The 25,523-nt window shown below is 65.7% G+C and carries 20 protein-coding genes, 2 pseudogenes and 1 riboswitch; of the genes and pseudogenes, 17 read left to right on the top strand and 5 right to left on the bottom strand.

Annotation, left to right across the window (positions count from 1 at the left end; translation table 11 throughout):
• Nucleotides 1–78 precede the first annotated feature (78 nt).
• From betT to ACTSLZ_RS01410, 6 genes are all read left to right on the top strand, one after another.
• Entirely contained in the window at nt 79–2,271 is a 2,193-nt protein-coding gene (gene betT, locus ACTSLZ_RS01435; RefSeq protein ID WP_443095467.1) for a choline BCCT transporter BetT, read from the top strand.
• A gap of 70 nt (nt 2,272–2,341) precedes the next feature.
• A complete protein-coding gene (locus tag ACTSLZ_RS01430; RefSeq protein ID WP_443095466.1) occupies nt 2,342–3,442 on the top strand; it encodes an acyl-CoA dehydrogenase in 1,101 nt (366 codons plus the stop codon).
• Nucleotides 3,439–4,809: a PIG-L family deacetylase gene (locus ACTSLZ_RS01425; RefSeq protein ID WP_443095465.1), complete on the top strand. Its 1,371-nt coding sequence runs from the start codon at nt 3,439–3,441 to the stop codon at nt 4,807–4,809. The genes ACTSLZ_RS01430 and ACTSLZ_RS01425 overlap by 4 nt, the downstream gene beginning before the upstream one ends.
• Nucleotides 4,799–5,617: a glycosyltransferase gene (locus ACTSLZ_RS01420; RefSeq protein ID WP_443095464.1), complete on the top strand. Its 819-nt coding sequence runs from the start codon at nt 4,799–4,801 to the stop codon at nt 5,615–5,617. The genes ACTSLZ_RS01425 and ACTSLZ_RS01420 overlap by 11 nt, the downstream gene beginning before the upstream one ends.
• Nucleotides 5,618–5,809: 192 nt before the next feature.
• A complete protein-coding gene (locus ACTSLZ_RS01415; protein ID WP_397555318.1) occupies nt 5,810–6,187 on the top strand; it encodes a hypothetical protein in 378 nt (125 codons plus the stop codon).
• A 4-nt stretch (nt 6,188–6,191) separates the two neighbouring features.
• Nucleotides 6,192–6,317 carry a hypothetical protein gene (locus tag ACTSLZ_RS01410; protein ID WP_321201143.1) on the top strand — a complete coding sequence of 42 codons (126 nt, stop codon included), beginning with the start codon at nt 6,192–6,194 and terminating at the stop codon, nt 6,315–6,317.
• A gap of 69 nt (nt 6,318–6,386) precedes the next feature.
• Here the strand turns inward: ACTSLZ_RS01410 and ACTSLZ_RS01405 are convergent, their stop codons facing one another.
• The 3 genes from ACTSLZ_RS01405 to ACTSLZ_RS01395 all read right to left on the bottom strand — a co-directional run bounded on the left by ACTSLZ_RS01405 (nt 6,387) and on the right by ACTSLZ_RS01395 (nt 8,521).
• Complete coding sequence (locus ACTSLZ_RS01405) at nt 6,387–6,899, bottom strand: ferritin (protein WP_129316143.1); 513 nt, start codon at nt 6,897–6,899, stop codon at nt 6,387–6,389.
• 203 nt (nt 6,900–7,102) lie between these two features.
• Nucleotides 7,103–7,306 (bottom strand): cold-shock protein, encoded by a 204-nt coding sequence (locus tag ACTSLZ_RS01400; RefSeq protein ID WP_129316142.1) that lies wholly within the window; start codon nt 7,304–7,306, stop codon nt 7,103–7,105.
• Between the two features lie 444 nt (nt 7,307–7,750).
• Nucleotides 7,751–8,521, bottom strand: coding sequence for an SDR family NAD(P)-dependent oxidoreductase (locus ACTSLZ_RS01395; RefSeq protein WP_443095463.1), 771 nt, complete (start codon nt 8,519–8,521; stop codon nt 7,751–7,753).
• A 1,471-nt stretch (nt 8,522–9,992) separates the two neighbouring features.
• Between ACTSLZ_RS01395 and ACTSLZ_RS01390 the strand changes: the two genes are divergently transcribed.
• Together ACTSLZ_RS01390 and ACTSLZ_RS01385 are read left to right on the top strand one after the other, a co-directional pair.
• Entirely contained in the window at nt 9,993–10,871 is an 879-nt protein-coding gene (locus tag ACTSLZ_RS01390; protein WP_443095462.1) for a hypothetical protein, read from the top strand.
• A 588-nt stretch (nt 10,872–11,459) separates the two neighbouring features.
• On the top strand, nt 11,460–11,858 hold the full coding sequence (locus ACTSLZ_RS01385) for an RNA-binding S4 domain-containing protein (protein WP_129316139.1): 399 nt from the start codon (nt 11,460–11,462) through the stop codon (nt 11,856–11,858).
• A 236-nt stretch (nt 11,859–12,094) separates the two neighbouring features.
• Here ACTSLZ_RS01385 and ACTSLZ_RS01380 read toward each other — a convergent pair whose 3' ends face one another.
• On the bottom strand, nt 12,095–14,479 hold the full coding sequence (locus ACTSLZ_RS01380; protein WP_443095461.1) for an ATP-binding cassette domain-containing protein: 2,385 nt from the start codon (nt 14,477–14,479) through the stop codon (nt 12,095–12,097).
• Nucleotides 14,480–14,531: 52 nt separating this feature from the next.
• On the opposite strand from ACTSLZ_RS01380, the gene ACTSLZ_RS01375 reads away from it, so the two are divergent.
• From ACTSLZ_RS01375 to ACTSLZ_RS01340, 8 genes and pseudogenes are all read left to right on the top strand, one after another.
• Nucleotides 14,532–15,911, top strand: coding sequence for an MATE family efflux transporter (locus tag ACTSLZ_RS01375; RefSeq protein ID WP_129316137.1), 1,380 nt, complete (start codon nt 14,532–14,534; stop codon nt 15,909–15,911).
• A 156-nt stretch (nt 15,912–16,067) separates the two neighbouring features.
• Nucleotides 16,068–16,940, top strand: coding sequence for an iron uptake transporter permease EfeU (efeU, locus tag ACTSLZ_RS01370; RefSeq protein WP_443095460.1), 873 nt, complete (start codon nt 16,068–16,070; stop codon nt 16,938–16,940).
• Between the two features lie 99 nt (nt 16,941–17,039).
• The gene (locus ACTSLZ_RS01365; protein ID WP_443095459.1) at nt 17,040–17,933 is read left to right on the top strand and encodes an imelysin family protein; all 894 of its coding nucleotides are present in this window, start codon (nt 17,040–17,042) and stop codon (nt 17,931–17,933) included.
• Nucleotides 17,912–18,355, top strand: a complete 444-nt coding sequence (locus ACTSLZ_RS01360) for an imelysin family protein (protein ID WP_443095458.1) — start codon at nt 17,912–17,914, stop codon at nt 18,353–18,355. Before ACTSLZ_RS01365 ends, ACTSLZ_RS01360 begins: the two co-directional genes overlap by 22 nt.
• A 15-nt stretch (nt 18,356–18,370) precedes the next feature.
• On the top strand, nt 18,371–19,735 hold the full coding sequence (gene efeB / locus ACTSLZ_RS01355) for an iron uptake transporter deferrochelatase/peroxidase subunit (protein WP_443095457.1): 1,365 nt from the start codon (nt 18,371–18,373) through the stop codon (nt 19,733–19,735).
• Between the two features lie 15 nt (nt 19,736–19,750).
• Nucleotides 19,751–19,846, top strand: a riboswitch (TPP riboswitch).
• Nucleotides 19,847–19,925: 79 nt separating this feature from the next.
• Nucleotides 19,926–20,709 (top strand): annotated as a pseudogene (locus ACTSLZ_RS01350) (3-oxoacyl-ACP reductase).
• Nucleotides 20,706–22,007, top strand: coding sequence for an LLM class flavin-dependent oxidoreductase (locus tag ACTSLZ_RS01345; RefSeq protein ID WP_443095456.1), 1,302 nt, complete (start codon nt 20,706–20,708; stop codon nt 22,005–22,007). The pseudogene ACTSLZ_RS01350 and the gene ACTSLZ_RS01345 overlap by 4 nt, the downstream one beginning before the upstream one ends.
• 248 nt (nt 22,008–22,255) lie before the next feature.
• On the top strand, nt 22,256–23,566 hold the full coding sequence (locus tag ACTSLZ_RS01340) for an ISL3 family transposase (protein ID WP_179628043.1): 1,311 nt from the start codon (nt 22,256–22,258) through the stop codon (nt 23,564–23,566).
• 2 nt (nt 23,567–23,568) lie between these two features.
• Here the strand turns inward: ACTSLZ_RS01340 and ACTSLZ_RS01335 are convergent.
• Nucleotides 23,569–24,333 (bottom strand): annotated as a pseudogene (locus ACTSLZ_RS01335) (aldehyde dehydrogenase family protein); the annotation flags it as partial.
• A gap of 202 nt (nt 24,334–24,535) precedes the next feature.
• On the opposite strand from ACTSLZ_RS01335, the gene ACTSLZ_RS01330 reads away from it, so the two are divergent.
• Complete coding sequence (locus tag ACTSLZ_RS01330; protein ID WP_129316359.1) at nt 24,536–25,501, top strand: helix-turn-helix domain-containing protein; 966 nt, start codon at nt 24,536–24,538, stop codon at nt 25,499–25,501.
• Nucleotides 25,502–25,523 lie beyond the last annotated feature (22 nt).

Below are 25,523 nucleotides of genomic sequence, written 5' to 3'. Positions count from 1 at the left end.
AGATCCCGTGGGACTCCGGGCACGTGTGTGCCTGCCGCCCACGGCTCGTGGACCGTGCCCCAAGCAGTCAGGAGAGAAGTGTCGGATTCGCAGGAGTTCAGTTCGCCGGAAAACGCGACGTCCCGAGGGGTGGAGCGCGAACGCTTCGGCGGTTCCCAGCGTTCCTTCGCGGACGTGGTCGAACGTCAGGAGAACCGACCTCCTAGCTCGAGCGAGGACATGCGGCGCGGCCCCTCCGAACTGCGCAAGGCCGCGGATCCGAAGGTCAACTGGAAAGTTCTGCTCATCTCGTCAGCCGTGGTCCTGGCCTTCTCGCTGTGGGCCATCGTCGTACCGAAGTCGGCCGAATCGACGATGAGCCAGGTGGTCGCCTGGATCTCGGAGAACCTGGGGTGGTTCTACGTCCTCACGGTCACCTGCGTGATCCTTTTCGTCCTCTGGGTGGCTTTCTCCAAGCAGGGCAGCGTCCGACTTGGGCCGGACCACTCCAGGCCCCAGTACAAACTCTTCACCTGGGTGTCGATGCTCTTCGCCGCGGGCGTGGGGATCGACATGCTGTTCTATTCCGTGACCGGTCCGGTGACCCAGTACATCCAGCCGATCAACGCGTCTCCCGAGAGCTCCGAGGCCGCCCACGAGGCCGTCGTCTGGACGATGTTCCACTACGGCGTCGCCGGGTGGTCCACCTACTCGCTGCTCGGTATGGCCATGGGCTACTTCGCCTACCGCTGGGGCATGCCCTTGTCGATTCGTGCCGTGCTCTACCCGTTGCTGGGCAAGCACGTTCGCGGGGCCACCGGCGACGTGATCGATATCTTCGCCCTGGTGGGCACGGTGTTCGGCGTGGCGACGTCGATGGGTATCGGCGTCGTTCTCCTCAACGTCGGCTTCGCCTGGCTCTTCGGACTTCCCGAAGGGCTTGCCCTCCAGATCGCACTGGTCCTGGTTGCGGTCGTCATGACGATTGCTGCCTGCACCTCCGGCGTGGACAAGGGGATTCGTCTGATCTCGGAGCTGAACCTGTGGTCCGCGGCGGCGATGATGATCTACATCCTGGTCACGGGCAAGACGGCCTTCCTCCTCAACGCGATGGTCGAAAACATCGGTCGCTTCGTGTGGTCCCTCCCCGAGCGGACCATGCAGACCATGGCCTATGAAGACGGCGGGTCCGGGTGGATGTCCATGTGGACCCTGTTCTTCTGGGCTTTCTGGCTGGCCTGGGGGCCCTTCGTCGGGCTGTTCCTGGCACGCATCTCCCGGGGCCGCACGCTCCGAGAATTCGTCATCGCCGCGATCACCGCTCCGGTGATGTGCGACTTCTTCATCGTCACCATCTTCGGCAACAGCGCTCTCTCCCGGGTCATGAGCGGTGACAAGGACTTCGCGAAGCTCGCGATGGACTCGCCCGAAGCCGGGTGGTACGCGCTCCTGGAGAATTTCCCGGGGGCCGCCTTCCTGATCGGCCTGGCCACGCTGTCCGGCTTGCTGTTCTATCTGACCAGCGCGAACTCGGGCGCGATGGTCATGTCGAACTTCTCCTCGACGATTCCCGACCCCTCCCAGGACGGCGCGAAGTGGTTGCGGATCTTCTGGGCCGTCCTGACCGCACTGCTGACGATCGCGATGCTGGTCGCCGGCGGCGTCACGACCATGGAATACGCGACGTTGATCTTCGCCCTGCCCGTCACGATCGTGGCCTACCTGGTCATGGCTTCGTTCTCCAAGGTTCTGCGCATGGAACGCGCCGAGCGCGAGGGACGTCTGCTGATGAGGTCGTCGATAGCGCCCGACGGCGGCGTCAAGCCCGAGAAGACCTGGCGGCAACGACTGGCCAGGATGCGTTCCTACCCATCCCAGCGAGCCGTCAAGGAATTCGAGAAGCAGACGATCGGGCCCGCGCTCGAGGCCGTGGCCGCCGAATTCGTGGAGCAAGGATATGCGGCGACGTTGTCTGCCCAGTCCAACGAGGAGACGGGCGTGGACGAGCGCACGCTCCTGGTCGAGATCCCGGATCACCGCACCTTCCGGTACGAGGTTGCCGCGGTCGAGGCGCCCGTCCCGATGTTCGGTGGCCGCATGTCCCGCGAGGTCGACGTGTACTACCGGCTCGAGGTCTTTACCCAGACCGGCTCGGAAGGCTACGACCTCATGGGGCTCACGCAGCAACAGGTGATCGACGACGTCCTGGACCGTTTCGAGGCCCACCTCGGCTTCCTGAAGTACAGCGCGGCGCACGACGCCGTATCGATGGTGACGCCCGGCGAGCACTAGCGACAGGGCCGGTCAGGGTACTGGTAACCTCGGTTTGACTAGGGAAAACGAACCACACTCGAGGTGAATAGTGTTTGACAGTCCATCACTTCCACCCGCCCTCGTTCGGTCCGCGCGCGAGGCGGCCGGCGACCCGGAGGCCGCGTTGCGGCTCGCTCCCGACGTCGCGGAGGCCCTCGGGCGGCCGGGAGGGGGCAACACCCGGCACCTATGGCGCGGCCTGGCCGAGCTGGGCGCCATCGACTTGACCGTGGCCCGCACCCTCGAACCCGATCTGGACGCCCGAGCAATCCTCGATCAAGCCGGTTCGTTCGTCGGGGATCCCGAAGCAGGGATACCTGGGCAACCACGAGACGTAGGGCTGGTCCCGGAAGACGCCGGTGGAGCGCGGACTTGGGGTGTCTACGCCGCCGAGTCCCCGGACCATCGGCTCGAGGCCAATCAGTCGGATGACGGCCGCTGGAGGATCACGGGTCACAAGCCCTGGTGTTCCCTGGCGGGGTCCGTCTCGAATGCTCTCGTGACGGCTTGGACGTCGACCACGGCGCGCAGGCTCTTCGCGGTGGATCTCGCGTCGTCGCGGGTTCGTGCCGGTGAGGACCGCTGGGTCGCCAGGGGGCTCAGCCGCCTCCGGACGTCATCCCTCGAGTTCGACGCGGCTCCCGCGGCGCCGGTCGGCGACGACGAATGGTATTTCACGCGCTCCGGCTTCGCTTTCGGCGGCATCGGGGTCGCGGCAGTGTGGTGGGGTGCGGCGTGCAAGCTGGCGGCGCAGCTCGAGAGCTCCTGCCGTTCGCGCACTCCCGACCAGATAGCCCAGTTTCACCTGGGCCAATGCTCACTTGCCCTGGAGGCCGCCCAGTCGGTGCTGGCCGATGCCGCACACCGCGCGGACGCCCTCGACCTGGCTGTTGGCTCTACCGCGGAAGGCTCGGAGGCCGCCTGGGCCACGGCCCTGCGAGTGCGAGGGTCGGTGCACCGCGCTTGCGAAGTGGTCCTGACCGCCGTTGGCCACACGCTGGGCCCTGGGCCCCTGACGCAGGATGACGAATACGCCAGCCGCGTCGCTGACCTGCAGATATACCTGCAACAGTACAAGCCGGAACGCGACGTCGCCGCCCTGGGCCAGTCCATTCTGGACGGTCCCTCGATCTTTGGGGGTCTCCCTTGACCCCGCGTCGTGCCCCCGCGTTCCGTCACGACGACGCCGGGACACCGGAGTCCGTGTGGGCCTCAGAGTCGCTGCTCGAGCGTGCAGACCCGTTGCGGCTCGATTGCTTCGACAACCTCGTGGTCGTGGCCGCCCACCCCGACGACGAAACCCTGACGGCGGGCGGCCTCATCGCCGCCGCTTCGTCACAAGGGATTGGGGTCGACGTCGTCGTCGCGACGGCCGGCGAGGCATCCCACCCGGCCTCTCCTACACACGGTCCGGACGATTTGCGTGGTATCCGGGACCGGGAAGTGCGAGAAGCCGTCGGTACGCTGGACCCGAGCGCTCGCGTCCATAGCCTCGATTTGGGCGACGGCCGCCTTCGGGAGAGCGTCCACCAGCTGGTCGCCGCACTGGTGGACGTGATCGGGCAGACGGCAGGTCGGACGTTGGTCGTCTCGACGTGCCGTACGGACGGACACACCGACCACGAGGCGGCGGGTCAGGCGGCCGCGGCCGCCGCATGGCGGACCGACGCGACTCACCTCGAGGCGCCCCTGTGGCTCTGGCACTGGGGAACCCCGGAGGACCTGTCCGCGCTGGCCGGTGACCGGGCGCTTCTGCGCCTCGACCTCGACGCCGCAGCAATGGCGGCCAAACGCTCCGCCATGGTCGCGCACGCGTCGCAGACGACCCCTCTCGGGAGCGAACCGGGCAACGAAGTCCTGCTGCCACCGCAGGTCACCAGCCACTTCGAGCGGCCGTTCGAGATTTTCGTGAGCCCGCGGCATGACGCGGAAAGCCCGTTCGACGAGCTTCATCGTCTCTCCGGGGACCCCTGGCGGACCCGGAGCAGCTGGTACGAACGGCGCAAGCGCGACCTCACCGTGGCTTCTTTGCCGGTCCCCCGGTACGGGACTGTGCTCGAGCTCGGGTGTTCCGTGGGAACACTGGCCCGCGACCTGCTCGAACGGTGCGAGAAGGTCGTCGCCGTCGACGAGAGCGCGAAGGCGCTGGAACGGGCCCGTCGGGTCTGCGATTCGCCCGACATCGACTGGGTGCAGGCCTCCGTCCCGGAGGACTGGGAGAGGGTGGCCGAAAGGGCACCATTCGACGCCGTGATCCTGTCTGAGGTCGGATACTTCCTCAGCCCCGACCGCCTGGCCCGTCTCGCCGAATGCATCGCTGATTCCGGAGCACACACCGTTGTGGCCTGCCACTGGGTACATCCCGTGGTCGGGTGGCCCCTGACCGCGCGCGAGGTCCATCGAATCCTCGACGAAAGAATGGTTGTGCCGCGCACGGTCACGCTGACTGACCCGGACTTCGATCTCGCGGTGTGGTCGGCGACGTCCTCATGGGGCGGTGGCCCTGATGGGGCGTGATGACTTGGGGCGGCCCGACGCCGTGCGCGCCGTCGGCGTCGTCGTTCCCGCGCACAATGAGGAAGAGCACCTCGGCCCATGCCTCGCCTCCCTTCTGGCGGCGACCGAGCACCTTGTCCTCCCGGTTCGCGTGGTCGTGGTCCTGGACAGGTGCACGGATGCCAGTGCCCGCGTCGTCGCGTCCTTGATCGGTCCAACCGGAACGAGAGGGGCCTCAACCGTGATCACGGTGCTCGAGGGGCAGTATTCGAGCGTCGGGGCGGCCCGAGCCGCGGGCACGCGCAGCCTTGTGGAGGCCTTTCCGGGCCTGCCGCCCGAGGCTGTCTGGACGGCCCACACCGACGCCGACACCCGGGTCCCCCCGACCTGGCTGCGTCGTCAGGTTGACCTGGCGCAAGCGGGCCACGACGTCGTCATCGGCAGCGTTGAGCCAGACGAACCCGTCGGGGCGCCGACGTACAGGCTGTGGCTCGAGGGGCATCCTCCGGGCGAGGGCCACTCTGCGATTCATGGCGCAAACCTGGGTGTGAGAATGTCGAGCCTTTTGTCGGTGGGAAACTTTCGGGACCTGCGCCTGGGGGAGGACGTGGACGCCGTCGAGCGCCTGAAGGCATCGGGCGCGCGGTGGACAGCGACCGACATCACCCGGGTGGTGACCTCCGCGAGACGGGAGGGACGCGTGCCCGATGGGTTCTCGGCATACATGCGTGAGATGGATCGGCGGAACGACGCCGGCCGGAACAGTGTCGCCAAGAAGGTGCGCAAGACGGAATTAAAGGGCGTTGACAAGGGAAAATACTTGCGCTGACGGCTCTGGCAGGGTTGAGTGGGCAGTGAAGCGTACAGCCGTGACATCACGAGAAGAACGATAATGGCTGACCAGTACACGAGAACGCGTTCCCTCACCCGCCGACGGGGCGAGGATGCCCCCAGGGCGCACCGAAGTCGCCCTGCGGTCGGGATCGCGTGACTGTTCTGCCGAGCTAAGGAGCTCAGCATCTTGTACAACACACGACCGATACCGGTCACTGCGCTGACGATTCCCGCACGATACGTGCGCCACGAGTCCCAATGGGCCCTCCAGGTGTGCGCGAAATACCAGTGGGAGTGTCACCCGACGAGCGGTGAGGTCCGCGACGCCGCGGGAAACCTCCTCGCCAAGGACATCAAGGAACTGACCAGAACCATGATCTCCTTGGGGTGGATCATCCCCAAGGACAGGAGCGATCCCCGCGCCGGGATCCTCTGGAATCGTGTGCCCAGGGACCCGACCACCGCGACCGAGCGGGTACGGTTCCCTTCCCTCGCCCCGGGCTCATCGGCCCCGGGTCACGCCGCCGGTCCGGAACGGGCCGGAACGTCGCAACGAAAGGAGTGACACCATGACCGCTTCGAATGGTGACAAGGAAGAAAAGGAACTGTCCGAGGAGGTTCCCGGCCAGGGCGAAACCACCCAGGAGGCCGAGGAACAGCGCATCGACAAGGACGGCAAGAACTCCGAGAAGTGACTGCACCGAAAAAGGGCCCCGAACATCAATGGATGTTCGGGGCCCTTGGTTGCGTGGGGTACCGGGCGATCAGTCCTCGGTGCCCTCTTCGGGGCGCTGGCCGAGCTCGGCATCGAGACGGAGGATTCCGGATCCTTCGCCATCGATGAGCTTGACGCGGCCGATGATCTCCGAAGCCGTGGCTTCTTCCTCGATCTGCTCGTCGACGAACCAGTTCAGCAGCGGGCGGGAATCGAAATCGCCCTCCGCCTCTGCCTCGCGGTAGAGATCGCGGATCGACTGGGAAACCTTCTCCTCGTGGGCCAGTGCGGCCTCGAAGATTTCCAGAACGGACAGGCCGGTCTTCACGGCAGGTGCGTTGATCTGACCGATTTCGGCGTGGTTGCCGCGGTCGGAGAGATGATCGATGAACTTGTTGGCGTGGACGATTTCCTCATCGGCCTGGTGGCGCAGCCACGAGGCGATGCCGGGAAGGTCCTGCTCGTCCGCCTCGATGGCGAGCTGACGGTAGGTGATGGACGCTTCGAACTCGAGGGTGATCTGGTCCTGGAACTTCTTTTCAAGATCTGTAGACATCTTCATAGGTTCGAGAATATGCCCGTTTGTGCGGCTTGTCAGCCGTGTACAGCCTTTCCTCAGACCGACTTCAGGTGTGCATCGGCTGAATTTAGGTCAGGGTTTCCAAAGTACATTCCGGGGGTATGCGGCAAACAAAAAAGGGCCGTTGGCGAACTCTTGTTCGCCAACGGCCCTTCGGCAGTCCCCCTGACGAGGGGGAATCACGCTCAGATAACGCGGATGCTCGTGGCCTGGAGACCCTTGGGGCCCTGCTCGGCCTGGTACTCGACGTTCTGGCCCTCTTCGAGGCTGCGGAAGCCGCTGCCCTCGATAGCGCTGTAGTGAGCAAAGAGATCACTGGAATGGTCATCCGGGGCAATGAAGCCATAGCCCTTTTCGCTGTTGAACCATTTGACGGTGCCTGTAGCCATTATTCTAACTTTCCTTCGTGGCGGTCACCTGGGGTGACCATGTACTCCGCGACGATTCTGCCGACGCGGTTCTTGAGCTGCTGAACGCAGACGTACTGCTTTAAAGAACTCAAAAATTTTTGGGGGTGCTGAAGCGGGATAGTGTTGTCTCCGCTCCGGTTGGTGATGGGATGCTCGCGGTATTTTTCAGGGGAGCGGTGGTTTCGACGGTAATTGCCGGCGGTGCTGACGGACCTCTTTGTGCGTCTGCGGCTCGGCGTGTGCGGATTCAACCCTACCAGGCGTTGGACGTCGCGTGTGAACGATCTGTCACGATGGCGGTCGATTCCGCCGGGCGCGATGTCTGTGGCTTTTTGTGTCCGACGACGCCGCGACCGCGCTCCCGTCTGATAGGGCGGGCGACGGCGCGGCGTCGTCGGCAGGGGTTCGGAGGCCGCGTCCCGACTATTTGGCCTCGACTCGGGGCCTGACCCAGACCTCGGTGATCTGCGTGTCGGTCGGGGCGTCGATCACGTGGCGGATCGAGCGGGCCACGGTCGAGGGCTCGATGAACTGGGGCGGCTCGGACTTGGGGTAGTCGTCGTCCCACTGGACCATTTTCGTATCCGTCGGTCCGGGGGCGACCGTCGCGACCCGGACGCCGTCCTCCGCGACCTGTTTGCGGAATCCGTCGGCCGTTGCCTGAAGGGCGTGCTTGGTGGCCGAATAGATTACGTTGTACTGGTTCGACCCCCGGGACGCTCCCGAACCGAGGAACACCACGTTCCCCTGACTCTCACGCAGTTGCGGCAGCACGGCCCGCGTGACCTCGGCGGGCGCGGTCACGTTGGTCCGAAATGCATCCTGCCAGTCGGTGGGGCGTGCGTCCTCGAGGGTGAACCGAGGCGCGACGGCCGCCGCATTGACCAGAGCATCGACGCGCGGCAGGAGGTTGAGCACCCCCGCGATGGCGTCGACGTCGTTCAAGTCCATGACCAGCGGCACGATCCCGCCCTCGGGGCCGCCCGATTCGGCGAGCTCTGCAAGTTTTTCCCGATTGCGCCCGATGGCGACGACGAAACGGTCGCGGGAGAGATCCTGGGCAACTTCGGAGCCGATCCCGCCGGAAGCCCCCGTCACGACGACGACGGGATGGTTCTCATGGGATGCGGTGAGGTCTCGGATCCTCTCGAGGGATTCGGACACGGTGTTCGGTGTGACGGTCGAATCGTTCATGCATGTCACTTTACGGCCAGGGTGTGATCAAGGGGAGAGGTGACCGGAATCGTTGCCGCACGGGTCGGGAATCGGGGTGCTACAAATCATGAATACCTGCGTGTCGAGCGTGTTGCCATCGACCTCCCATCCGTTATTATCAGTACCAGCAACGGATACAAGTCCTTGTACAAACTGCCCGGCGAGGCGGTCCCCCGACTTTCCGTGATCCTTTTCCTGTCCTGGGGAAAGTCACTTCCGCAGCGGAGCATCGGGCACCGTCCAACGCCCGGAAGTGGGTCAGGTTTGTACCCAGGGTGTCCGACGCTGTTCCGGCCGAACACGTGCGACCGAAACTGCTTCCGCACGGAGGTTGGCGACCGACGTCGTACGGCGCCCCTCCATATGGGGGAATTGCGGAAGCTGACGTCCCGCTCGTGCTCGCACTCGAGCGGGACGTTCCATTTAACCTGGTCACAAGGTAGGCGCGGCGTTCAGCTTCGTGTCCAAGTCGTTATCTGTTTAACAGGAGGCTTTCAGGCCATGTGGGGTTGTGTTCCAGCCGGGGCGATTAGGTTAATAACTACCTCATAAGGTGCGAGTGATTGATGAGAGGCGGACCGCGAATCCGTCTCGGATCATCGGCCGGGGGTGGAGCGTTTTCCCTATAGCTCCACTCCCGGCCTTTGGTTTTTAACGGGGCGGCTTCGGGACGAGGGTTTCGGGCCGTGGGCGGCGCGGTTGGATCCGGCGTCCTTGGCAACGGGACTTCGACGCCGCCGCGGTCCCGCTTCGCGTCCGGGTCGGCGTCGGGCCGCGGTTCTGCTGCGGCCCGCGCTCCGGCACCGCCCCAACGTTCGACCGGAGCTCATGCGTCTTTGCGCGACGCGCGCCTGCGCCGTCCCACGGTTCTGCTGCGGCCCGTGGTTCTTTGCGCGCCGCAGGTTCGGTTTTGTGGCGGTTACCCGATTGCGAGGCGTTCTCCGTCGTTAGGTGGTGGCCAAAACCCCACCTAACGACGGAGAACGCCACTTTTGCAGGAAACCGCCTCCCAACGTGGGGGGCAAACTCGGGTCCGGAATCGCGTTTGGGGACGGAAACCGCCACAGAATTGGGCAACCGCCTCCCAGCGTGGGGTCGGGTCCTCAGGCAGTCCGCCGGTTGGCGCCGAAAACCGCCACCTCAGCGGGGAACCACCACCTGACGGAGGTCGGGGCGGAGCCGAGAACCGGTTGTTGACGCCGGGAATCGCTACTGAGTCGGGCGACTACCACCGAACCGGGCGACCGCCACCGAACCGGGCGAACGCCACCAAATTGGGCAACTGTTCCTCGAAGGAGCCTCCGCCCGACGCGTGCCGACGTCCAACTTTGCGGCGTCGTCCTCCCATTCCGTTTTCCACAGATTGCCGGAACGGGTGCCAGGGGCAGTCAACGGCGTCGATAGTGGTCGTATGAACGACAAATGCCCTCCGATAGCGTCCTCGGACGTCATGACAACCAGATTTCTGCTGGCTCAGGGCGAGACGGAGAAGACACTGAGCCACAAGATTCGCTCAGGGGAGTTCACCCGGATCTCGCGCGGGGTCTATGTCCGCGCCGACCGGTGGCATCAGGCGAATGAGCGTGAAAGAACAATCGCCCGGCACCTCGCGGTATGGAAGACAACTCAGCTCTCGTTCGTCTTCTCTCATGCGTCGGCGGCGCTGTTTCACGACATCAGCCTTCTTCGTCTTCCGGACCGCATCCACATCACGACGCCGCAGCGCACCTTCCCGAGCAACCCTCTGGTGAGGGCGCATGCTCGCCCGCATGCACTGGCTGATTGGGTCAGATACAGGGAAGGGCCACACGTGACACCGCTGGCGAGGACGGCCTTCGAGTGCTCGATGATCCTTCCGGTGAGCGAGGGGCTGATCGTTATGGACCAGATCCTGGCACGTGGAGTGGAGAAGTCCGAGGTCGAATCGATGGTGGTACGTGGGCGAGGTCGGCACGGCATCGGAAGGGCGCGCCAGGTTCTTGAGCTCGCCGACCCACGGTGCCAGTCCGTCGCCGAAACAATGACCAGATTCGTTCTGTGCCTGCCTGGCCTGCCTCCTCCCGTCTCGCAGCAACCCGTTCGTACGAGAGAGGGGACCAAGCATCTGGATTTCGGGTGGCCGCGCTTCAAGCTGGGGTTGGAGGTCGACGGAAAGTCCAAGTACTTCGACTTCGCCCCCACGGATCAGGTGGTCTTCAAGGAGAGGCATCGGGAGAAACTGATCGTCGCTGAGGGCTGGACGATCCTGCGGACGAACTGGAACGAAGTTACCCGGGATCCGGCCGGTCTGCGTCTGCGAATCGCGGCCGCGATGGACAAGCTCGGATGACCGCGGATGCGGTCTGTGTGATTGGCCGACCGCGGGTTGGGTGGCGGTTACCCGAAAATGAGGCATTCCCCGTCGTTAGGTGGGGGCTTAGCCGCCACCTAACGACGGGGAATGCCTCCGGATTGGCTAACCCCCTCCCAACGGCGCGGCCAACGGCGTCAGAAATCGGTGGTTGAGGGCGGGAACTGCCTCCGGATTGGGCAACCGCCTCCCAACGTGCGAATCAACGAGGTAAAGGACGGTAGGTCGACGTCGGCGACCGCCTCCGAAGTGGGCAACCGCCACCTAACGGGGAGCACACGAGAGCAGGAAGCGTGGGCCGGCGTCGGGAACCGCCTCCGAATTCGGTAACCGCCACCGGTGCTGGCCGTCCACCCCGCCACCGGAGCTGGCCGCCCACACCGCCACCGGAGCTGGCCGTTCGAACCGCCGCCTCAACGGCCGCCCAAACCAGCCGCCCAAACCAACCGTCCCCCCTCCGTATGTCCAGCCACCCCGACCCCGCGTCCCAGCCACCCCGACCCCGCGCCCCGGCCCCGGCCCCAGGCCGCTGGGGTGGTCTCGACCGCGCGATTTAGAATGGTGCCCATGACTTCCCAGAACCAGGCTCCGCAAGAAGGGCCGTCAAGCGTCCGGCTCGACGCGTGGCTCTGGTCGGTCCGGCTCTACAAGACCCGGTCCTCGGCCACGACAGCGTGTCGGGCGGGGCACGTGAGGCTGAACGACCAGCCCGTCAAGGCTTCGCAGGCGATTCGAGTGGGCGACGTCGTCAAGGTCAGGACTCCCGGCTGGGAACGGGTCTTCGAGGTCACCAAATTGCTGACCAAGCGGGTTGGGGCGCCGATCGCTCGCACGTGCTACGTCGACCACTCGCCGCCGAAGCCGAGCGCCTTGTCGGCACCGGTGCCACGTCGTGAACCGGGCGCAGGTCGTCCGACGAAGAAGGAACGGCGCGAGCTCGAAAAGCTCTGGGGCCACCGAGGCTGAAGGCCGCCGGCGCCGCCAGGAGCGTGCCCCGGGTCAACCGGAAAGCGCCGCGGAGCGCGCGAAGCGGGCGTGGTCTCGCGACGCTGCCGGCCCGGACGCTGCCGACCCGGGCGCCGCCGGCCCGGACGTCGCCCAAGAGCCCGCCGCTCCGGGGACCTCCGCCCCAGAAGCCCCGGGCCCGGACCCTTCGATCACGTCAGCCGTTGGTCCGCGCTCCGAGGTTCCGTGGCGGGTGCTCATGATTCGACGTATTCCTTCAGGTGGCGGCCGGTCGTCGTCGATCCGGACCTTATCAACTCGGCCGGTGTCCCTTCGAAGACCACCCGGCCGCCGTCGTGCCCGGCGCCCGGTCCCAGGTCGATGATCCAGTCCGCGTGAGCCATGACCGCCTGGTGGTGCTCGATCACGATGACCGACTTCCCCGAGTCCACGAGCTGGTCCAGGAGGCCGAGAAGCTGCTCGACGTCGGCCAGGTGCAGCCCCGTGGTCGGTTCGTCCAGGATGTACACCCCGCCCTTTTCCCCCATGTGGGAGGCCAGTTTGAGGCGTTGGCGCTCGCCGCCGGAGAGAGTGGTCAGCGGCTGGCCGAGACTCAGGTAGCCGAGGCCGACGTCGTCGAGCCGCTTGAGGATCTTGTGGGCCGCCGGCACCTTGCTTTCGCTCGCACCGAAGAACTCCAGGGCCTGCGCGACGGACATGGCCAGGACCTCGCTGATGTCCTTGTCGCCGAAGGTGTATTCCAGCACCTCCGGCTGGAAGCGCTTGCCCCCGCAGTCCTCGCACACGGTTGAGAGCCCCGCCATCATGCCGAGGTCGGTGAAGACGACGCCCGCTCCGTTGCAGGTCGGGCACGCACCCTCGGAGTTGGAGCTGAACAAACCCGGCTTGACCCCGTTGGTTTTCGCGAACGCCTTGCGAATCGGGTCGAGGAGCCCGGTGTAGGTCGCCGGGTTGCTGCGCCGTGACCCCTTGATCGGCGACTGGTCGATTGCGACGACCCCTTCGTCCTCGGCACGGGTGCCTTTCAGCAGGGACCCGTGAAGCAGCGTGGACTTCCCGGAGCCGGCGACGCCGGTGACCACCGTCAGTACCCCGAGAGGGATATCGACGTCGACGTCCTGGAGGTTGTTTCGGTTCGCTCCGCGTATCTCGAGCGCCCCGGTCGGCGTCCTCACGGTCTCCTTGGGGCTGACGCGGTCCTCCAAGTGCTTCCCGGTGATCGTGTCCGAGGCCAGCAACCCATCGACGTCGCCCTCGAAACACACCTCTCCGCCGTCGGTCCCGGCGCCGGGACCGAGATCCACCACGTGGTCGGCAATGCGGATCATCTCCGGTTTGTGCTCGACCACCAACACGGTGTTGCCCTTGTCCCTGAGCTGGAGCAGGAGCTTGTTCATGCGTTCGATATCGTGCGGGTGCAAACCGATGGACGGCTCGTCGAAGACGTAGGTGACGTCCGTCAGCGACGACCCCAGGTGCCGGATCATCTTGGCGCGCTGGGCCTCGCCGCCGGACAGGGTCCCGGAGGAGCGGTCGAGGGAGAGATAGCCGAGACCGATCTCCACGAACGAGTCGAGGAGATGGCGCAGGGTGGCCAGCAGCGGTTCGACCGAGGGAATCTCCAGATTCCGAACCCAGTCAGCGAGGTCGCTGATCTGCATGCTGCACAGGTCGGCGATGTTCTTGCCCTCGATCGTGGAGGACAGCGCGCCCTGCGTGAGCCTCGTTCCCCCACAATCGGGGCAGGTCACGTAGGTGACCGCGCGATCCACGAAAGCTCGCACATGGGTCTGCATCGACTCCTTGTCCTTGGACAGCATCGACTTCTGGATGCGGGGGATCAGACCCTCGTAGGTCATGTTGATGCCCTCGACCTTGATGCGCACCGGCTCCTTGTACAGGAAATCGTGCATCTCCCGTTGCGTGAATTCCTTGATCGGCTTGTCCGCATCCACGAACCCCGACCCGCTGAAGAGCCGGACGTTCCATCCGCCGCCGGTGTACCCGGGGACCTTGATGGCCCCCTCGGCCAAGGACTTGTCCTCGTCGTAGAGTTCCTTGAGGTCGACGTCGGTCACGGACCCCATGCCTTCGCACCTGGGGCACATGCCACCCGTGACCGAGAAGGTCGCCTTGGTGGCTTTCCGGTGTCCCTTCTCGACCGTGATGGCGCCCGAGGCCTTCACGGAGGGCACGTTGAAGGAGTACGCCTTGGGCCCGCCGATCGAGGGCTCCGCGACCCTGCTGAACAGCGTCCGCAACAGGGCGTTCGCGTCCGTGACCGTGCCGACCGTGGACCGGGCATTGCCGCCTATCCGCTCCTGGTCCACGATGATCGCGGTGGTGAGACCGTCCAGGAAATCTACTTCGGGCCGTGCCTGGCTGGGCATGAAGCCCTGGATGAAAGCGCTGTAGGTTTCGTTGATGAGTCGTTGGGAATCCGCGGCGATGGTTCCGAAGACCAGGGAGCTCTTTCCGGAGCCGGACACGCCCGTGAACGCGGTCAGGCGTCGCTTCGGGAGCTCGACGTCGATGTCCTTGAGGTTGTTCTCCCGGGCGCCATGCACCCGGATGAGGTCGTGGGAGTCGGCGGGGTGGACCTGGGCTGAGGGGGTGCTCATGATGTGATTCAACCAGATGACCCGGGACCCAGGGTCCTCCTAGACTGATCAGGTGAACAATCCTCCTGACCAGAGCCCTGCCGAGACGTCCGCGAAAAGCCTGAACCGGCAGATTCTGGCCCTCGCACTCCCCGCCTTCGGAGCTCTGATCTCCGAGCCCATTTTCATCCTCGCCGATACCTCGATCGTCGGTCACCTCGGAACCAAGCAACTGGCCGGTCTCTCCGTCGCATCGACCGTGGTCCAGACCGTCATCGGACTCATGATCTTCTTGTCCTACTCGACCACCCCGGCCGTCGCACGATTCTTCGGCGCACGGAATCTCAAGGCCGCCTATGAGAAGGGTCGGGACGGTCTCTGGGTCGCGCTCGGGATCGGCGTCGTGCTCGCCGTCGCTGGGACCATCCTCGCGCCGACGGTGCTCGGGCACATGGGCGCGCAGGGCGAGACCCTGGACCACGCGGTGGCGTACATGCGGTGGTCGATGCCCGGCCTTCCCGGAATGCTGATCGTCCTGGCCGCACTGGGAATTCTGCGCGGCCTCCAGGACACCAGGACGCCGCTGTACGTCGCCTCGGTCGGGGCCGGCGTGAACATCGTCCTCAACCTGATCCTGGTGTTCCTCCTCGACCTCGGGGTCGCGGGTTCTGCCATGGGCACCTCCCTGGTCCAGTGGGGCATGGCGGCGATCTATCTGCGCATGATCATCGGCGGGTCTCGGGAGCACGGCATCTCGTGGAGGACGACGTCGCGGCGGATCGGCGAGATCCTCTCGGTCGGATCCTGGCTCATGTTGCGAACCGCCTCGATGCGTGCCGCGATGCTCCTGACCGTCTTCGTGGTCACCCACCAGGGACCCGTCAACCTCGCCGGCTACCAGCTGACCATGTCGCTCTTTGGGTTCATGGCCTTCGGGCTCGACGCGCTCGCGATCGCCGCACAGGCACTGCTCGGGAAGGAAATGGGCAGCAGGGATCTGACCTTGGACTCCGAGAAGCAGCACGTCCGTGGCCTCATGCACCGACTGATCCGGTGGTCGCTGGGCTTCGGCGTGATCACCGGACTCATCTGCCCGATCCTGGGCTACGGATTCGGCTGGGCCTTCACCCCCGACCCCCAGGTCCAGCATCTCTTCGCGATCGCCATGATCGTGGTGGCCATCGGGCAGCCTCTGGCCTCGTACGTTTTCATTCTCGACGGCGTGCTGATCGGGGCCCAGGACGTCAAGTACTTGGCGCTGGCCTCCTTCGTGTGCCTGATCGTCTACGCTCCGCTGCTCTGGTGGATTCTGGCCGTGAGCGGCGACCGGGGTGACGGCGTCGATCCTTGGGGGTTCGTCTGCATATGGCTCGCCTACGCGATGGGCTTCATGGGTCTGCGGGGTATCACCTTGGGATGGCGTTCGCGGTCCGACGTGTGGATCCGGGCCTGAAGCACCGTCCTGTTGACACGATGTCCCCGTAGAAGGTTCGGGATACTATGTGGATAGGGTACACTTCATAGCGAATTAGGATATACTTCTTCTGTCTATCCGGCCGTCGGGGGTCCGCAGCAGGCATCCGACGATTCACGGTGTCATGGAGATTCTGTGTTCCTCGCAAACCTGTTGATCGCCCTCCGTGAGGGCTTCGAGGCGTCCCTCATCGTGGGGATTCTGGTCGCATGCCTGGTCAAAGCCGATCGACGGGACGTGCTTCCCCGGCTCTGGCTCGGAGTCGGCCTGGCGGCCCTGTTTCCACTGGCGATCGGCGCCGCGCTGACCTGGGGGCCGAAGACCCTGACGTTCCAGGCCCAGGAAATCATCGGTGGTGGCCTGTCTCTGGTCGCCGTGGCGATGGTGACGTGGATGATCTTCTGGATGGGCCGACACTCCGGGGGTCTCAAGGAGGAGCTGGAATCGTCCACGCGGCGATCCCTGGTCGAACGGTCCTCGGGCTGGGGGATGGTGGGGATCGCTGTCCTGGCCGTGGGCCGGGAAGGGGTCGAAACCGCGCTGTTCATCTGGGCCACGGTTCGTTCCTCCATCGAGACCAACGCCGTGGCGAGCACCGCCGGAGTTGTCACCGGCCTGCTCCTGGCCCTCCTGCTCGGCCACCTCGTCTACCGCGGGGCCCGCACCATCGACCTCCGCAGGTTCTTCTCCGTGACGAGTTGCTTCCTGATTCTTGTGGCGGCCGGCATCTGCTCCTACGGGGTCGGAGACCTCCAGGAGGCGGGCGTTCTTCCCGGCGTCATGAATCACGCGTGGGACCTCAGCGGCAGTCTCCCGGCCGCGGGCTCCCCTCTGTTCTGGCTGTACGTCCTCGGTCAGGCCATCTTCCAGGTGAACCTCCAGCCCACGATTCTTCAGGTCATCGCGTGGATCGCGTACTTCGTCCCCGTAGCCGCCCTGTACGCCTACCGCTCCGGGATCGTACGAAGAGCCCCCTCCGAGACCGTGCCGGCGGCGAAACCCCACTGATCCGCGGGGACCCGTCGCCACCTGGCGCCCCACAGGCCTTCTTCCACACCGCAGGCCCGGACGACGTCGCTCGGGCCCTCACCGCACCCAGAGGAAATCATGAAGAACACCAAATATCTTCTCGTCCCCGCAACCTTCGCCCTGGCACTGAGCCTGGCGTCCTGCGCCGACAATCCCCAGGCTTCGTCCGGGGCGTCCGCAAGCGCGGGGGACACCCACAAGGTCACGGTGGACATCACCGACGACACGTGCACCACGAACCCCTCGCAGATCCCGTCCGGCAAGGTCGAATTCAGCATCTCGAACAAGGGAACCAAGCCCAATGAGTTCGAGATCCTCACGGAGAACAAACTCCAGATCGCCTCCGAGAAAGAGAACCTCGGCCCCGGTACCACCGCCGAGCTCACGACCGCGCTCAAACAGGGGACCTACTACACCGCGTGCAAGCCCAACATGGTGGGCAACTTCGTGGGCCTGTCCGAGTTCGAGGTCTCCCAGGGCGACGACGTCGACGTCTCCGAGGACACCAAGGCCGCAGAAGATCGGGCGATCGCCGGATACACGTCCTACGTCAAGGACCAGACGGGCCAGTTGCTGACCGCGACCCAGGAATTTGCGCAGGCCTACACTTCGGGCGAGGTCGAGAAAGCCAAAACCCTTTACCCGCTGGCGCGCCAGCACTACGAGCGCATCGAGCCCACGGCCGAGGCCTTCGGGATCGAAGAGGCCGGGGACCTCGACGCCGCCCTGGACGCCCGAGTCCAGGACCTTTCGACGGATGCCCACAAGGAGCCCACCGACCCCGAGGTCCTCAAGGGGTGGACCGGATGGCACCGCATCGAGGCGGACCTGTTCGGGAACGACGACTCGCCCTTCCGTTTTGCCAGCGACGAGGAACGCCAGCAGGCCGCGGACGACCTGACCCAGAACACCCAGAAGCTCTACGACCTGGTCTACGGCAGATCAAGGGCGTGGACGGCGACTTCGAACTGAAGCTGGCGGACGTGGCGACCGGGGCGTCGTCGTTGTTGGAGGAGGTCGCGAAGTCCAAGATCGTCGGCGAGGAAGAGACCTTCTCCCACACCGACATGTACGACTTCAGGGCCAACGTCGAGGGGGCCGAGGTCGCCTACGGCAACGTGGCTGATTTGGTGCGGAAGAAGGACCCCGCCCCGGCGGAGTCGATCGAATCGAATCTCGAGACCGTGAAGGCCCTGATCGAGGAGCAGGTCTCGGGCAGGACCGACGACGGCACGGAAACCTTCCGGGACTACTCCCTGGTCGCCGCGGTCCAGAAAGACGCCGGGGAGGCGCCAGATGCCTCCGCCTACACCGAGACGCAGCGCAAGTTCTCCGATGCGGTCAACGCTCTGAGCGAGCCGCTGTCGAAGATCGCCGGAACGGTCCTCCACTAGGACACGACCGCGACGATGTCAGCACACGAGCATGCCGGGAACGGGATCAAGGCCGTGACAGGGGATGAGGCCGTGTCGGCCGGCGGGCGGGACCGGGGGTTCACCCGGCGCAGGCTGGTCGGCGCGGCCGGCGTCGCGGGTCTCATGGGCGTCTCGGGCTTCGGCGGCGAGGTCCTGGGGCGCCGGAGGGGGCTCGACGCCGCCGCGGCCTCCAGCCCGGACGAACTCCGGTACCCCTTCCGTGGGGAGGTCCAACAAGGAATCCTGACTCCCGCGCAGGACACCATGTATACGGTCGCCTACACGGTCACGACCCGCAATCGGGACGGGCTCCGCCGACTGCTCACCGCATGGACGTCCGCCGCGGAGAAGATGGTTGCGGGCGAACCGGTGGGAGGCGCTGAGAACGACGTCGAGCTGCCGCCGTCCGACACCGGCGAGGTGTGGGGGTATCCGCCGAGCGGGTTGACCATCACCTTCGGGTTCGGGCGTTCCCTGTTCGTGGACGAGCACGGCGGCGACCGTTTCGGCCTCAAGGACAGAATGCCGCGGGTCCTGGCCGACGGCGTTCCCAAATTCGCGAACGAGGCCCTGCGGGCGGCGGCCAGCGACGGGGACATCCTGATCCAAACCTGCTCGAACGACCCCCAGGTCTGCGTCCACGCGGTTCGAAACCTGACCCGCATCGCCTTCGGGTCCGCGACACTCAAGTGGGGCCAGATCGGATACGGACGCAGCTCGTCGACGTCGAAGGAGCAGCGGACCCCGCGAAATCTTCTCGGTTTCAAGGACGGAACCGCAAACCTCAAGGCGGAGGACGACGCCGAGCTGCTTCGCCGCCACGTGTGGGTCCAGCCGGAGGACGACGCCGCGGCCTCGTGGCTGAACGGCGGGACCTACGTCGTCGCGCGCAAGATCCACATGCACCTGGAGGTCTGGGATCGTGTCCGACTCTCCGAACAGCAGGAGGTGATCGGTCGGGACAAGTACCACGGTGCGCCCTTGTCGGTTTCCGACCCACAGGACTCGGACGAATTCGCCCGCCCCGACTTCGCCGCTCCCGGCCGAGACGGCGGCACCGCTATTCCTGCCGACTCGCATGTGGCGGTGGTCGGTGCCGACAACAACCAGGGCGTCCGGATGCTCCGCCGCAGTTACAACTACACCGACGGCAACGACTCGCTTGGCCGTCTGGACGCCGGGATGTTCTTCGTCGCATTCGTGCGCGATCCGCGGACGGGCTTCTACCCGGTCTTGAAGAAGATGACCGAGAAGGACGCCCTCACGGAGTACCTCCAGCACCAGGCCTCGGCCCTCTTCGCGGTACCGCCGGGCATTCGGGAAGGGGACGCCCTGGTGGGCCAGCGCCTGTTCGACTAGCGGTGCTACGATGAGACGCGCGACACGGGGTGCCTCCGAGGGAGGCTGAGATGAGACCCGTCGAACCTGATGCAGTTAGCACTGGCGAAGGGAATGTCCGCAGAGCGCTCGCGCACCCGCGCACCTCCGCTCTCGTCGAGGGAGGCTTCGCTCTTTGGGGTGCCTTCGCCTCGGCAGAGAGGCAGAGACCATGACAGAAGCACGCACCGCGATTCCCCTGAACGAGCACATCGTCGTCGTGACCGGCGGCGCACGGGGCCTGGGGGGCGAGCATCAGCCGAGCGTTCCTCGGGGAAGGCGCCCGGGTGGTGATCGGGTATCACCGCAGTCAGGACGATGCCCAGCGCATCGTCGACGACTACCCCGACCGGGCCCGGTGCGCGCACCTGGACATCCGCGACCGGGAGAGCATCCAGGAGTTTGCGGCGTCGTCCTCCGAACTCTTCGGCGCCGCCCCGACCACGCTGGTGAACAACGCCCTGGTGGATTTCAGCTTCAACGGCGAGGCCCGGCCGAAGGCCGCAGACATCTCCGCCGAGGAATTTCGGACGCAACTCGACGGGTCCCTCCACGGGCCGCTCGCGATGATCCAGGCGCTCCGGCCGGGGATGGCCGAACGGGGATTCGGGCGCATCGTGAACATCGGTACGAACCTTTTTCAGAACCCCGTGGTCCCGTACCACGACTACACGGCCGCCAAGGCCGCATTGTTGTCCCTGACCAGGACCTTCTCGCATGACCTGGGGCCGGAGGGCATCACCGTCAACATGGTCTCGGGCGGTCTGCTGCGGGAGACCGACGCGAGTTCGGCGACGCCGGCCGAAGTCTTCGACGCGATCGCCGAAGGCACGCCCCTGTGCTCCGTCACCACTCCGGACGAACTGGCCGACGCCGTCCTGTTCTTCGCATCCCCGTGGGCACGTGCGGTGACCGGTCAGAACCTGATCGTCGACGGAGGGCTGGTCAAAGGATGAGCGACCGGAAAAAGCAAGCACACATCAATCTGTTCATCTACGGCTGCGGGCATCACAACGCGGCCTGGCGCGCCCCGGGCTCCTCGGTCGACAGGCTCGGGGACATCGCCTATTACGAGGAACTCGCGAGAGTGGCCGAACGCGGCAAGCTCGACGCGGTCTTCTTCGCCGACGGGCAGTCCTTGAGCCCCGGCGGACTCGAGGACTCTCCCGCGTGGTTTCTGGAGCCGCTCACCTGCCTGTCCGCGATGGCGCGGGCGACGTCGAGAATCGGCCTCGTCAGCACGGTGTCCAGCTCGTTCTGGACGCCGTTCCACGCGGCCAGGATCCTTGCGAGTCTCGACCACATCAGCGGTGGGCGGGTTGGTTGGAACGTCGTGACGTCCATGTTCGACGCCGAAGCCCGCAACTACGGTGGCCAGTCCCTGCCCGGGCATGAGGAACGCTACGGTCGGGCCGAGGAGTTCGTCGACGCCGTCCAGGCCCTGTGGGATTCGTGGCCGCGGGAGTCCATCCTTGCCGACCGTGAGGGACGCTATGCGGACTCGACCATGATCCGGAGCGTCGATCACGCGGGCGAGCATTTTTCGGTGGCCGGTCCGCTCAACGTGCCCCAACCGCCCCAAGGGCGGCCGGTGCTGTTCCAAGCCGGTGCCTCGGAGCCCGGGCGCAACCTTGCTTCGCGTCGCGCGGAAGGCATATACGCCGTCGCCTACGACCTGGATCAGGGTGAGGAATACCGATCCGACATCCGTCGGAGGGCCGAGGTTGCTGGACGTCGCCCGGACGACGTCGTCGTCATGCCCGGTCTCGTGACGTACGTGGGCTCGACCGTGGAGGAAGCCGAACGGAAGCGGAAGGACCTGGACGCGCTCCTGCCGGTCGAGGCCTCCCTGCGCCAATTGGGGAAATTCGTGCAGCGCGATTGCAGCGACTGGGAACTCGATGCGCCCGTTCCGGATCTCGAGCCGCTCGAACAATTCACCGGCCCCAAGGGGCGATACGCGACGATTCTGCGCATCGTCGAGTCCGAGAAGCCCACGGTGCGTGAACTTCTCGGCCGTCTGGCAGCCGGAGGCGGCCACTGCACGATGGTCGGCACACCGGAGACCATTGCTGACCGGATCGAACTCTGGCTGGACCGCGGGGGAGCGGACGGGTTCAACCTGATGCCACCCACCCTGCCGGGAGGCATCGAAGACTTCGTGGACCTGGTGATCCCGGAGCTCCAGAGGTGCGGTCGCTTCCGGACGGAGTACGACGCCGCGACGCTGCGAGGACACCTGGTCGGGGAGTGACGGCACGCGAGTTGCGGTGACTGCGTCCCGTGTTCCCCCACGACGCGCACGAGTCACTTAGATAGAAAAAGTATATTTCAACATCCAAAATTAAATTGAGAGAAACTCTTGTTGATGTGATTCGCGCCATGTAACAGGCTCTTCGCAGTTGAGGGGGTAGGTGGCTGAGCGCGTCGGTCGCCGGATGAGGGTCGAGGCCTTCCGATGATGGAAGTTCTCACACTGACCATCTGCCGGAAGACCTCGACGTGCACCACGCTACCTTCGCGACCCCTGATCTGACCGTGTTCTGCCATCTCGACGAGCTCGGCCTCGTGGCCACCGGTCAGCTTTTTGAGCCGGATCGCGCGGTGATCGAGTGCCGCGTCGCCGAGCCGGATCCGTGGTGCCGGGGATGCGGTAGCCAGGCGCTCTCGCGCGGGACGGACACGCGGCGTCTCGCCCACGAGCCGTTCGGTCATCGCCCGACGACGCTGCTGGTCCGGGTCCGCCGCTACAAGTGCTCGGGATGCGGACGGTCCTGGCGTGAGGACCTCACGGCAGCGGCGCCCGAGCGAGCCAAGCTGTCCCGTAGCGGGATGCGGTGGGCGTTGGAAGCGCTCGTGATCGACCACCTCACCGTCGCCCGCGTCGCCGCCGGACTCGGTGTCGGTTGGCACACGGCGAACAACGCGGTCCTCGCTGAAGGGCGTCGAGTGCTGATCGACGATCCCGCCCGGTTCGACGGCGTCGCCGTGATCGGCGTCGACGAGCACGTCTGGCGCCACACGAGAGTCGGCGACAAGTACGTCACCGTCATCATCGACCTCACCCCGAACCGCGACAAGACCGGCCCCGCCCGTCTGCTGGACATGATCGAGGGTCGCTCGAAAGCCGTGTTCAAGACCTGGCTCGCCGCACGCCCGCAGGACTGGCGCGATGGTGTCGAGGTCGTCGCGATGGACGGGTTCACCGGCTTCAAGACCGCCGTCAGCGAGGAGCTCCCGGACGCGCAGGCGGTGATGGACCCGTTCCACGTCGTCCGCCTCGCCGGCGACGCCCTCGACACCTGCCGTCGTCGCGTCCAGCAGTGCCTGCACGGCCGGCGGGGCCGCAAAAACGATCCGCTCTACAAGGCCCGCCGCATCCTCCACACCGGCGCGCAGCTGCTCACTGACCGGCAGCAGACCCGTCTCGAGGCACTGTTCGCGGTCTCCGAGCACGTCGAGGTCGAGGCGACCTGGGGCATCTACCAGCGCGTGATCGCTGCCTACCGCGAACCCGATCGGAAGACGGCGAAGAAGCTGATGACAGCCGTCATCGATTCCGTCTCCAGCGGCGTCCCCGCCGCGCTCGTGGAGGTCCGCAAGCTCGGCCGCACGCTCAAGCAGCGCGCCGCCGACATCCTCGCGTTCTTCGACCGGCCCGGCACGTCCAACGGGCCAACAGAGGCGATCAACGGGCGCCTGGAACACCTCCGCGGCTCCGCCCTCGGATTCCGGAACCTCACGAACTACATAGCCCGATCGCTGCTCGACACCGGCGGCTTCAGGAACCACCTACACCCTCAAATGCGATGAGCCACGATCCCGGGGTCGTTGCCGCCGAGCTCCAGTGTCAGGCGCTTGATCGTTTCCGCGGAGGACTCGATGATCTTCCGGCCCGTTGCGGTCGAGCCGGTGAACGTGACCTTGTCGATGTCCGGGTGGGAACTCAGGGCCGAACCGATCTCCCGTTCACCCGAAACCACGCGGAGCACATCGTCCGGGAACACCGAATTGAGCACGGCGCACAGGGCCAGGACGCTGAGCGGCGTGTACTCCGAAGGCTTGGTGACCACGGTGTTGCCCATCCGCAGGGCCGGAGCGAGCTGCCAGACACTGATCATCATGGGCCAGTTCCAGGGGCTGATGGCGCCGACGACGCCGATCGGCCGGTAGCGCAGCACCGCGTGGGTCTCGCCGTCGTCGACGAGCACGTTCTCCTCGAGCTCGAAGCCGGCGGTCGCCCGCAGCCATGAGGCGCAGGCCCCCACCTCGAAACGGGCGTTGGGTCCATTCAACGGTTTGCCCTGTTCGCGGGAGAGGAGCTCGGCCAAAGGCTCGGCGCACGCTTCCACGGCGTCGGCGGCGCGCAGAAGCAGGTCGCTGCGCTCCTTGTGGCTGCGGCGACCCCATGCGGGCTGAGCAGCCGTGGCGGCCGCAATGGCGTCGTCGAGATCTTCTGTCGTGTCCCGCGGTGCGTGACCAATCGTCTCGCCCGTCGCGGGATCCCGGATTTCGCGGCCGCCCGTGCCGGCGTCGACGGCGGCAAGAAGGTCGGCGTACGTGGAAGGAAGCTGACTCATGAGGGTTCCTTGCTTCGTAGGGTGCATTTCCCTCATGGTCCCCAGCGACCGGCGCAGAACAATTGCCGTACAGTGCAACGTTGTTGTCCACGAGCGTGCTCCAGGTCACATCGATGATATTTTGAAGCATGCAACCGGTGGACGGATACCACCGCGACGGCCGGCAACGACGCCGCGCCGTGACCCCCCCGAAGGTGCTGAGATGACCCAATACCCTGCGCAAGAAACCCGAGCTTCCCGGTCGGGGCTGACCCCGCGGCAGTGGCAGGATTTCGCGGCACGGTATTTTGCGCCCCTCCGGATGACCTTCCCCGAGGGCCAGGACTTCCGTGCCGACGTGCACCAGGTCGCGGTCGGGGACGTTCACCTGCACGACATGGTCACGGATCCTCACATCGTGACGCGCAGCCCGGATCTCATCACCGAGGGCGAGGTCGCCTACTGCAAGCTGAGCCTGCAGCTCGCGGGCACATCAGGGCTCGAACAGGACGGCCGCCAGTGCAGGCTGTACCCGGGTGATTTGGCCCTGTACGTCACCCAGCGGCCGTACGAACTGTCCTACACCGAGCCGCAGCACGGCCTGGTGGTGCACTTTCCTGCCTCCTACGTCCAGATGCCTCCCGACCAGGTGCGGATGGTCACGGCCAGGCCCATCACCCGCGGCCGCGGCCTGGGGAAGGTCGCCGTTCCCCTGTTCGAGCAGTTGGCCCAGAACATGGACCTCCTGCACGGTGCCCACGCGATGAATCTGATCCGCTCGTCCCTGGACATGCTGGTCACGGTTCTTTCCGCGGAGGCCCGGGACAGCGGGCAGGACCTGTCGGAGGGGTATTTGCTGCACGAGGCGATTTCGTACATCGAGCACCACCTGGACGACCCGGACTTGGGCCCGGCAAGGATAGCGGACTACCTGTACATCTCGGTCCGCCAGTTGCACAGCCGGTTTGCCGCGCACCGGCTCACGGTCGCTTCCTACATCAGGAACAGGCGCCTGCAGGCCATTCGGCAGGACCTCGCGAACCCGCTCCTGGGCAACGAGACCGTGCACACGATCAGCGCACGGTACGGTCTCTACGACCCGTCGCACGTCAGCAAGGCGTTCAAGGCGGAATACGGCGAATCGCCGTCCGCCTACCGCGCTCGCGTCCTCCAGGCCGACGCCGCATGAGCCGCCCGGAGGACGCGACGGA

Origin of the sequence: Rothia koreensis (assembly GCF_052232265.1) — a bacterium.
In the GTDB taxonomy this organism is placed as follows: Bacteria; Actinomycetota; Actinomycetes; order Actinomycetales; family Micrococcaceae; genus Rothia; species Rothia koreensis.
The sequence above is the reverse complement of the archived record's forward strand: the minus strand, read 5'-3'. Positions and strand labels throughout refer to the sequence as shown.

Excerpts from the sequence above, each read along its gene's own strand:
- ACTSLZ_RS01400 (WP_129316142.1), bottom strand. The coding sequence starts at position 7,306 with ATGGCTACAGGCACCGTCAAATGGTTCAACAGCGAAAAGGGCTATGGC.
- ACTSLZ_RS01365 (WP_443095459.1), top strand. The coding sequence starts at position 17,040 with ATGAAGAACACCAAATATCTTCTCGTCCCCGCAACCTTCGCCCTGGCA.
- ACTSLZ_RS01345 (WP_443095456.1), top strand. The coding sequence starts at position 20,706 with ATGAGCGACCGGAAAAAGCAAGCACACATCAATCTGTTCATCTACGGC.
- ACTSLZ_RS01385 (WP_129316139.1), top strand. The coding sequence starts at position 11,460 with ATGACTTCCCAGAACCAGGCTCCGCAAGAAGGGCCGTCAAGCGTCCGG.
- ACTSLZ_RS01420 (WP_443095464.1), top strand. The coding sequence starts at position 4,799 with ATGGGGCGTGATGACTTGGGGCGGCCCGACGCCGTGCGCGCCGTCGGC.
- efeB (WP_443095457.1), top strand. The coding sequence starts at position 18,371 with ATGTCAGCACACGAGCATGCCGGGAACGGGATCAAGGCCGTGACAGGG.
- ACTSLZ_RS01410 (WP_321201143.1), top strand. The coding sequence starts at position 6,192 with ATGACCGCTTCGAATGGTGACAAGGAAGAAAAGGAACTGTCCGAGGAG.
- ACTSLZ_RS01395 (WP_443095463.1), bottom strand. The coding sequence starts at position 8,521 with ATGAACGATTCGACCGTCACACCGAACACCGTGTCCGAATCCCTCGAG.
- ACTSLZ_RS01380 (WP_443095461.1), bottom strand. The coding sequence starts at position 14,479 with ATGAGCACCCCCTCAGCCCAGGTCCACCCCGCCGACTCCCACGACCTC.
- ACTSLZ_RS01330 (WP_129316359.1), top strand. The coding sequence starts at position 24,536 with ATGACCCAATACCCTGCGCAAGAAACCCGAGCTTCCCGGTCGGGGCTG.
- ACTSLZ_RS01405 (WP_129316143.1), bottom strand. The coding sequence starts at position 6,899 with ATGAAGATGTCTACAGATCTTGAAAAGAAGTTCCAGGACCAGATCACC.
- ACTSLZ_RS01390 (WP_443095462.1), top strand. The coding sequence starts at position 9,993 with ATGACAACCAGATTTCTGCTGGCTCAGGGCGAGACGGAGAAGACACTG.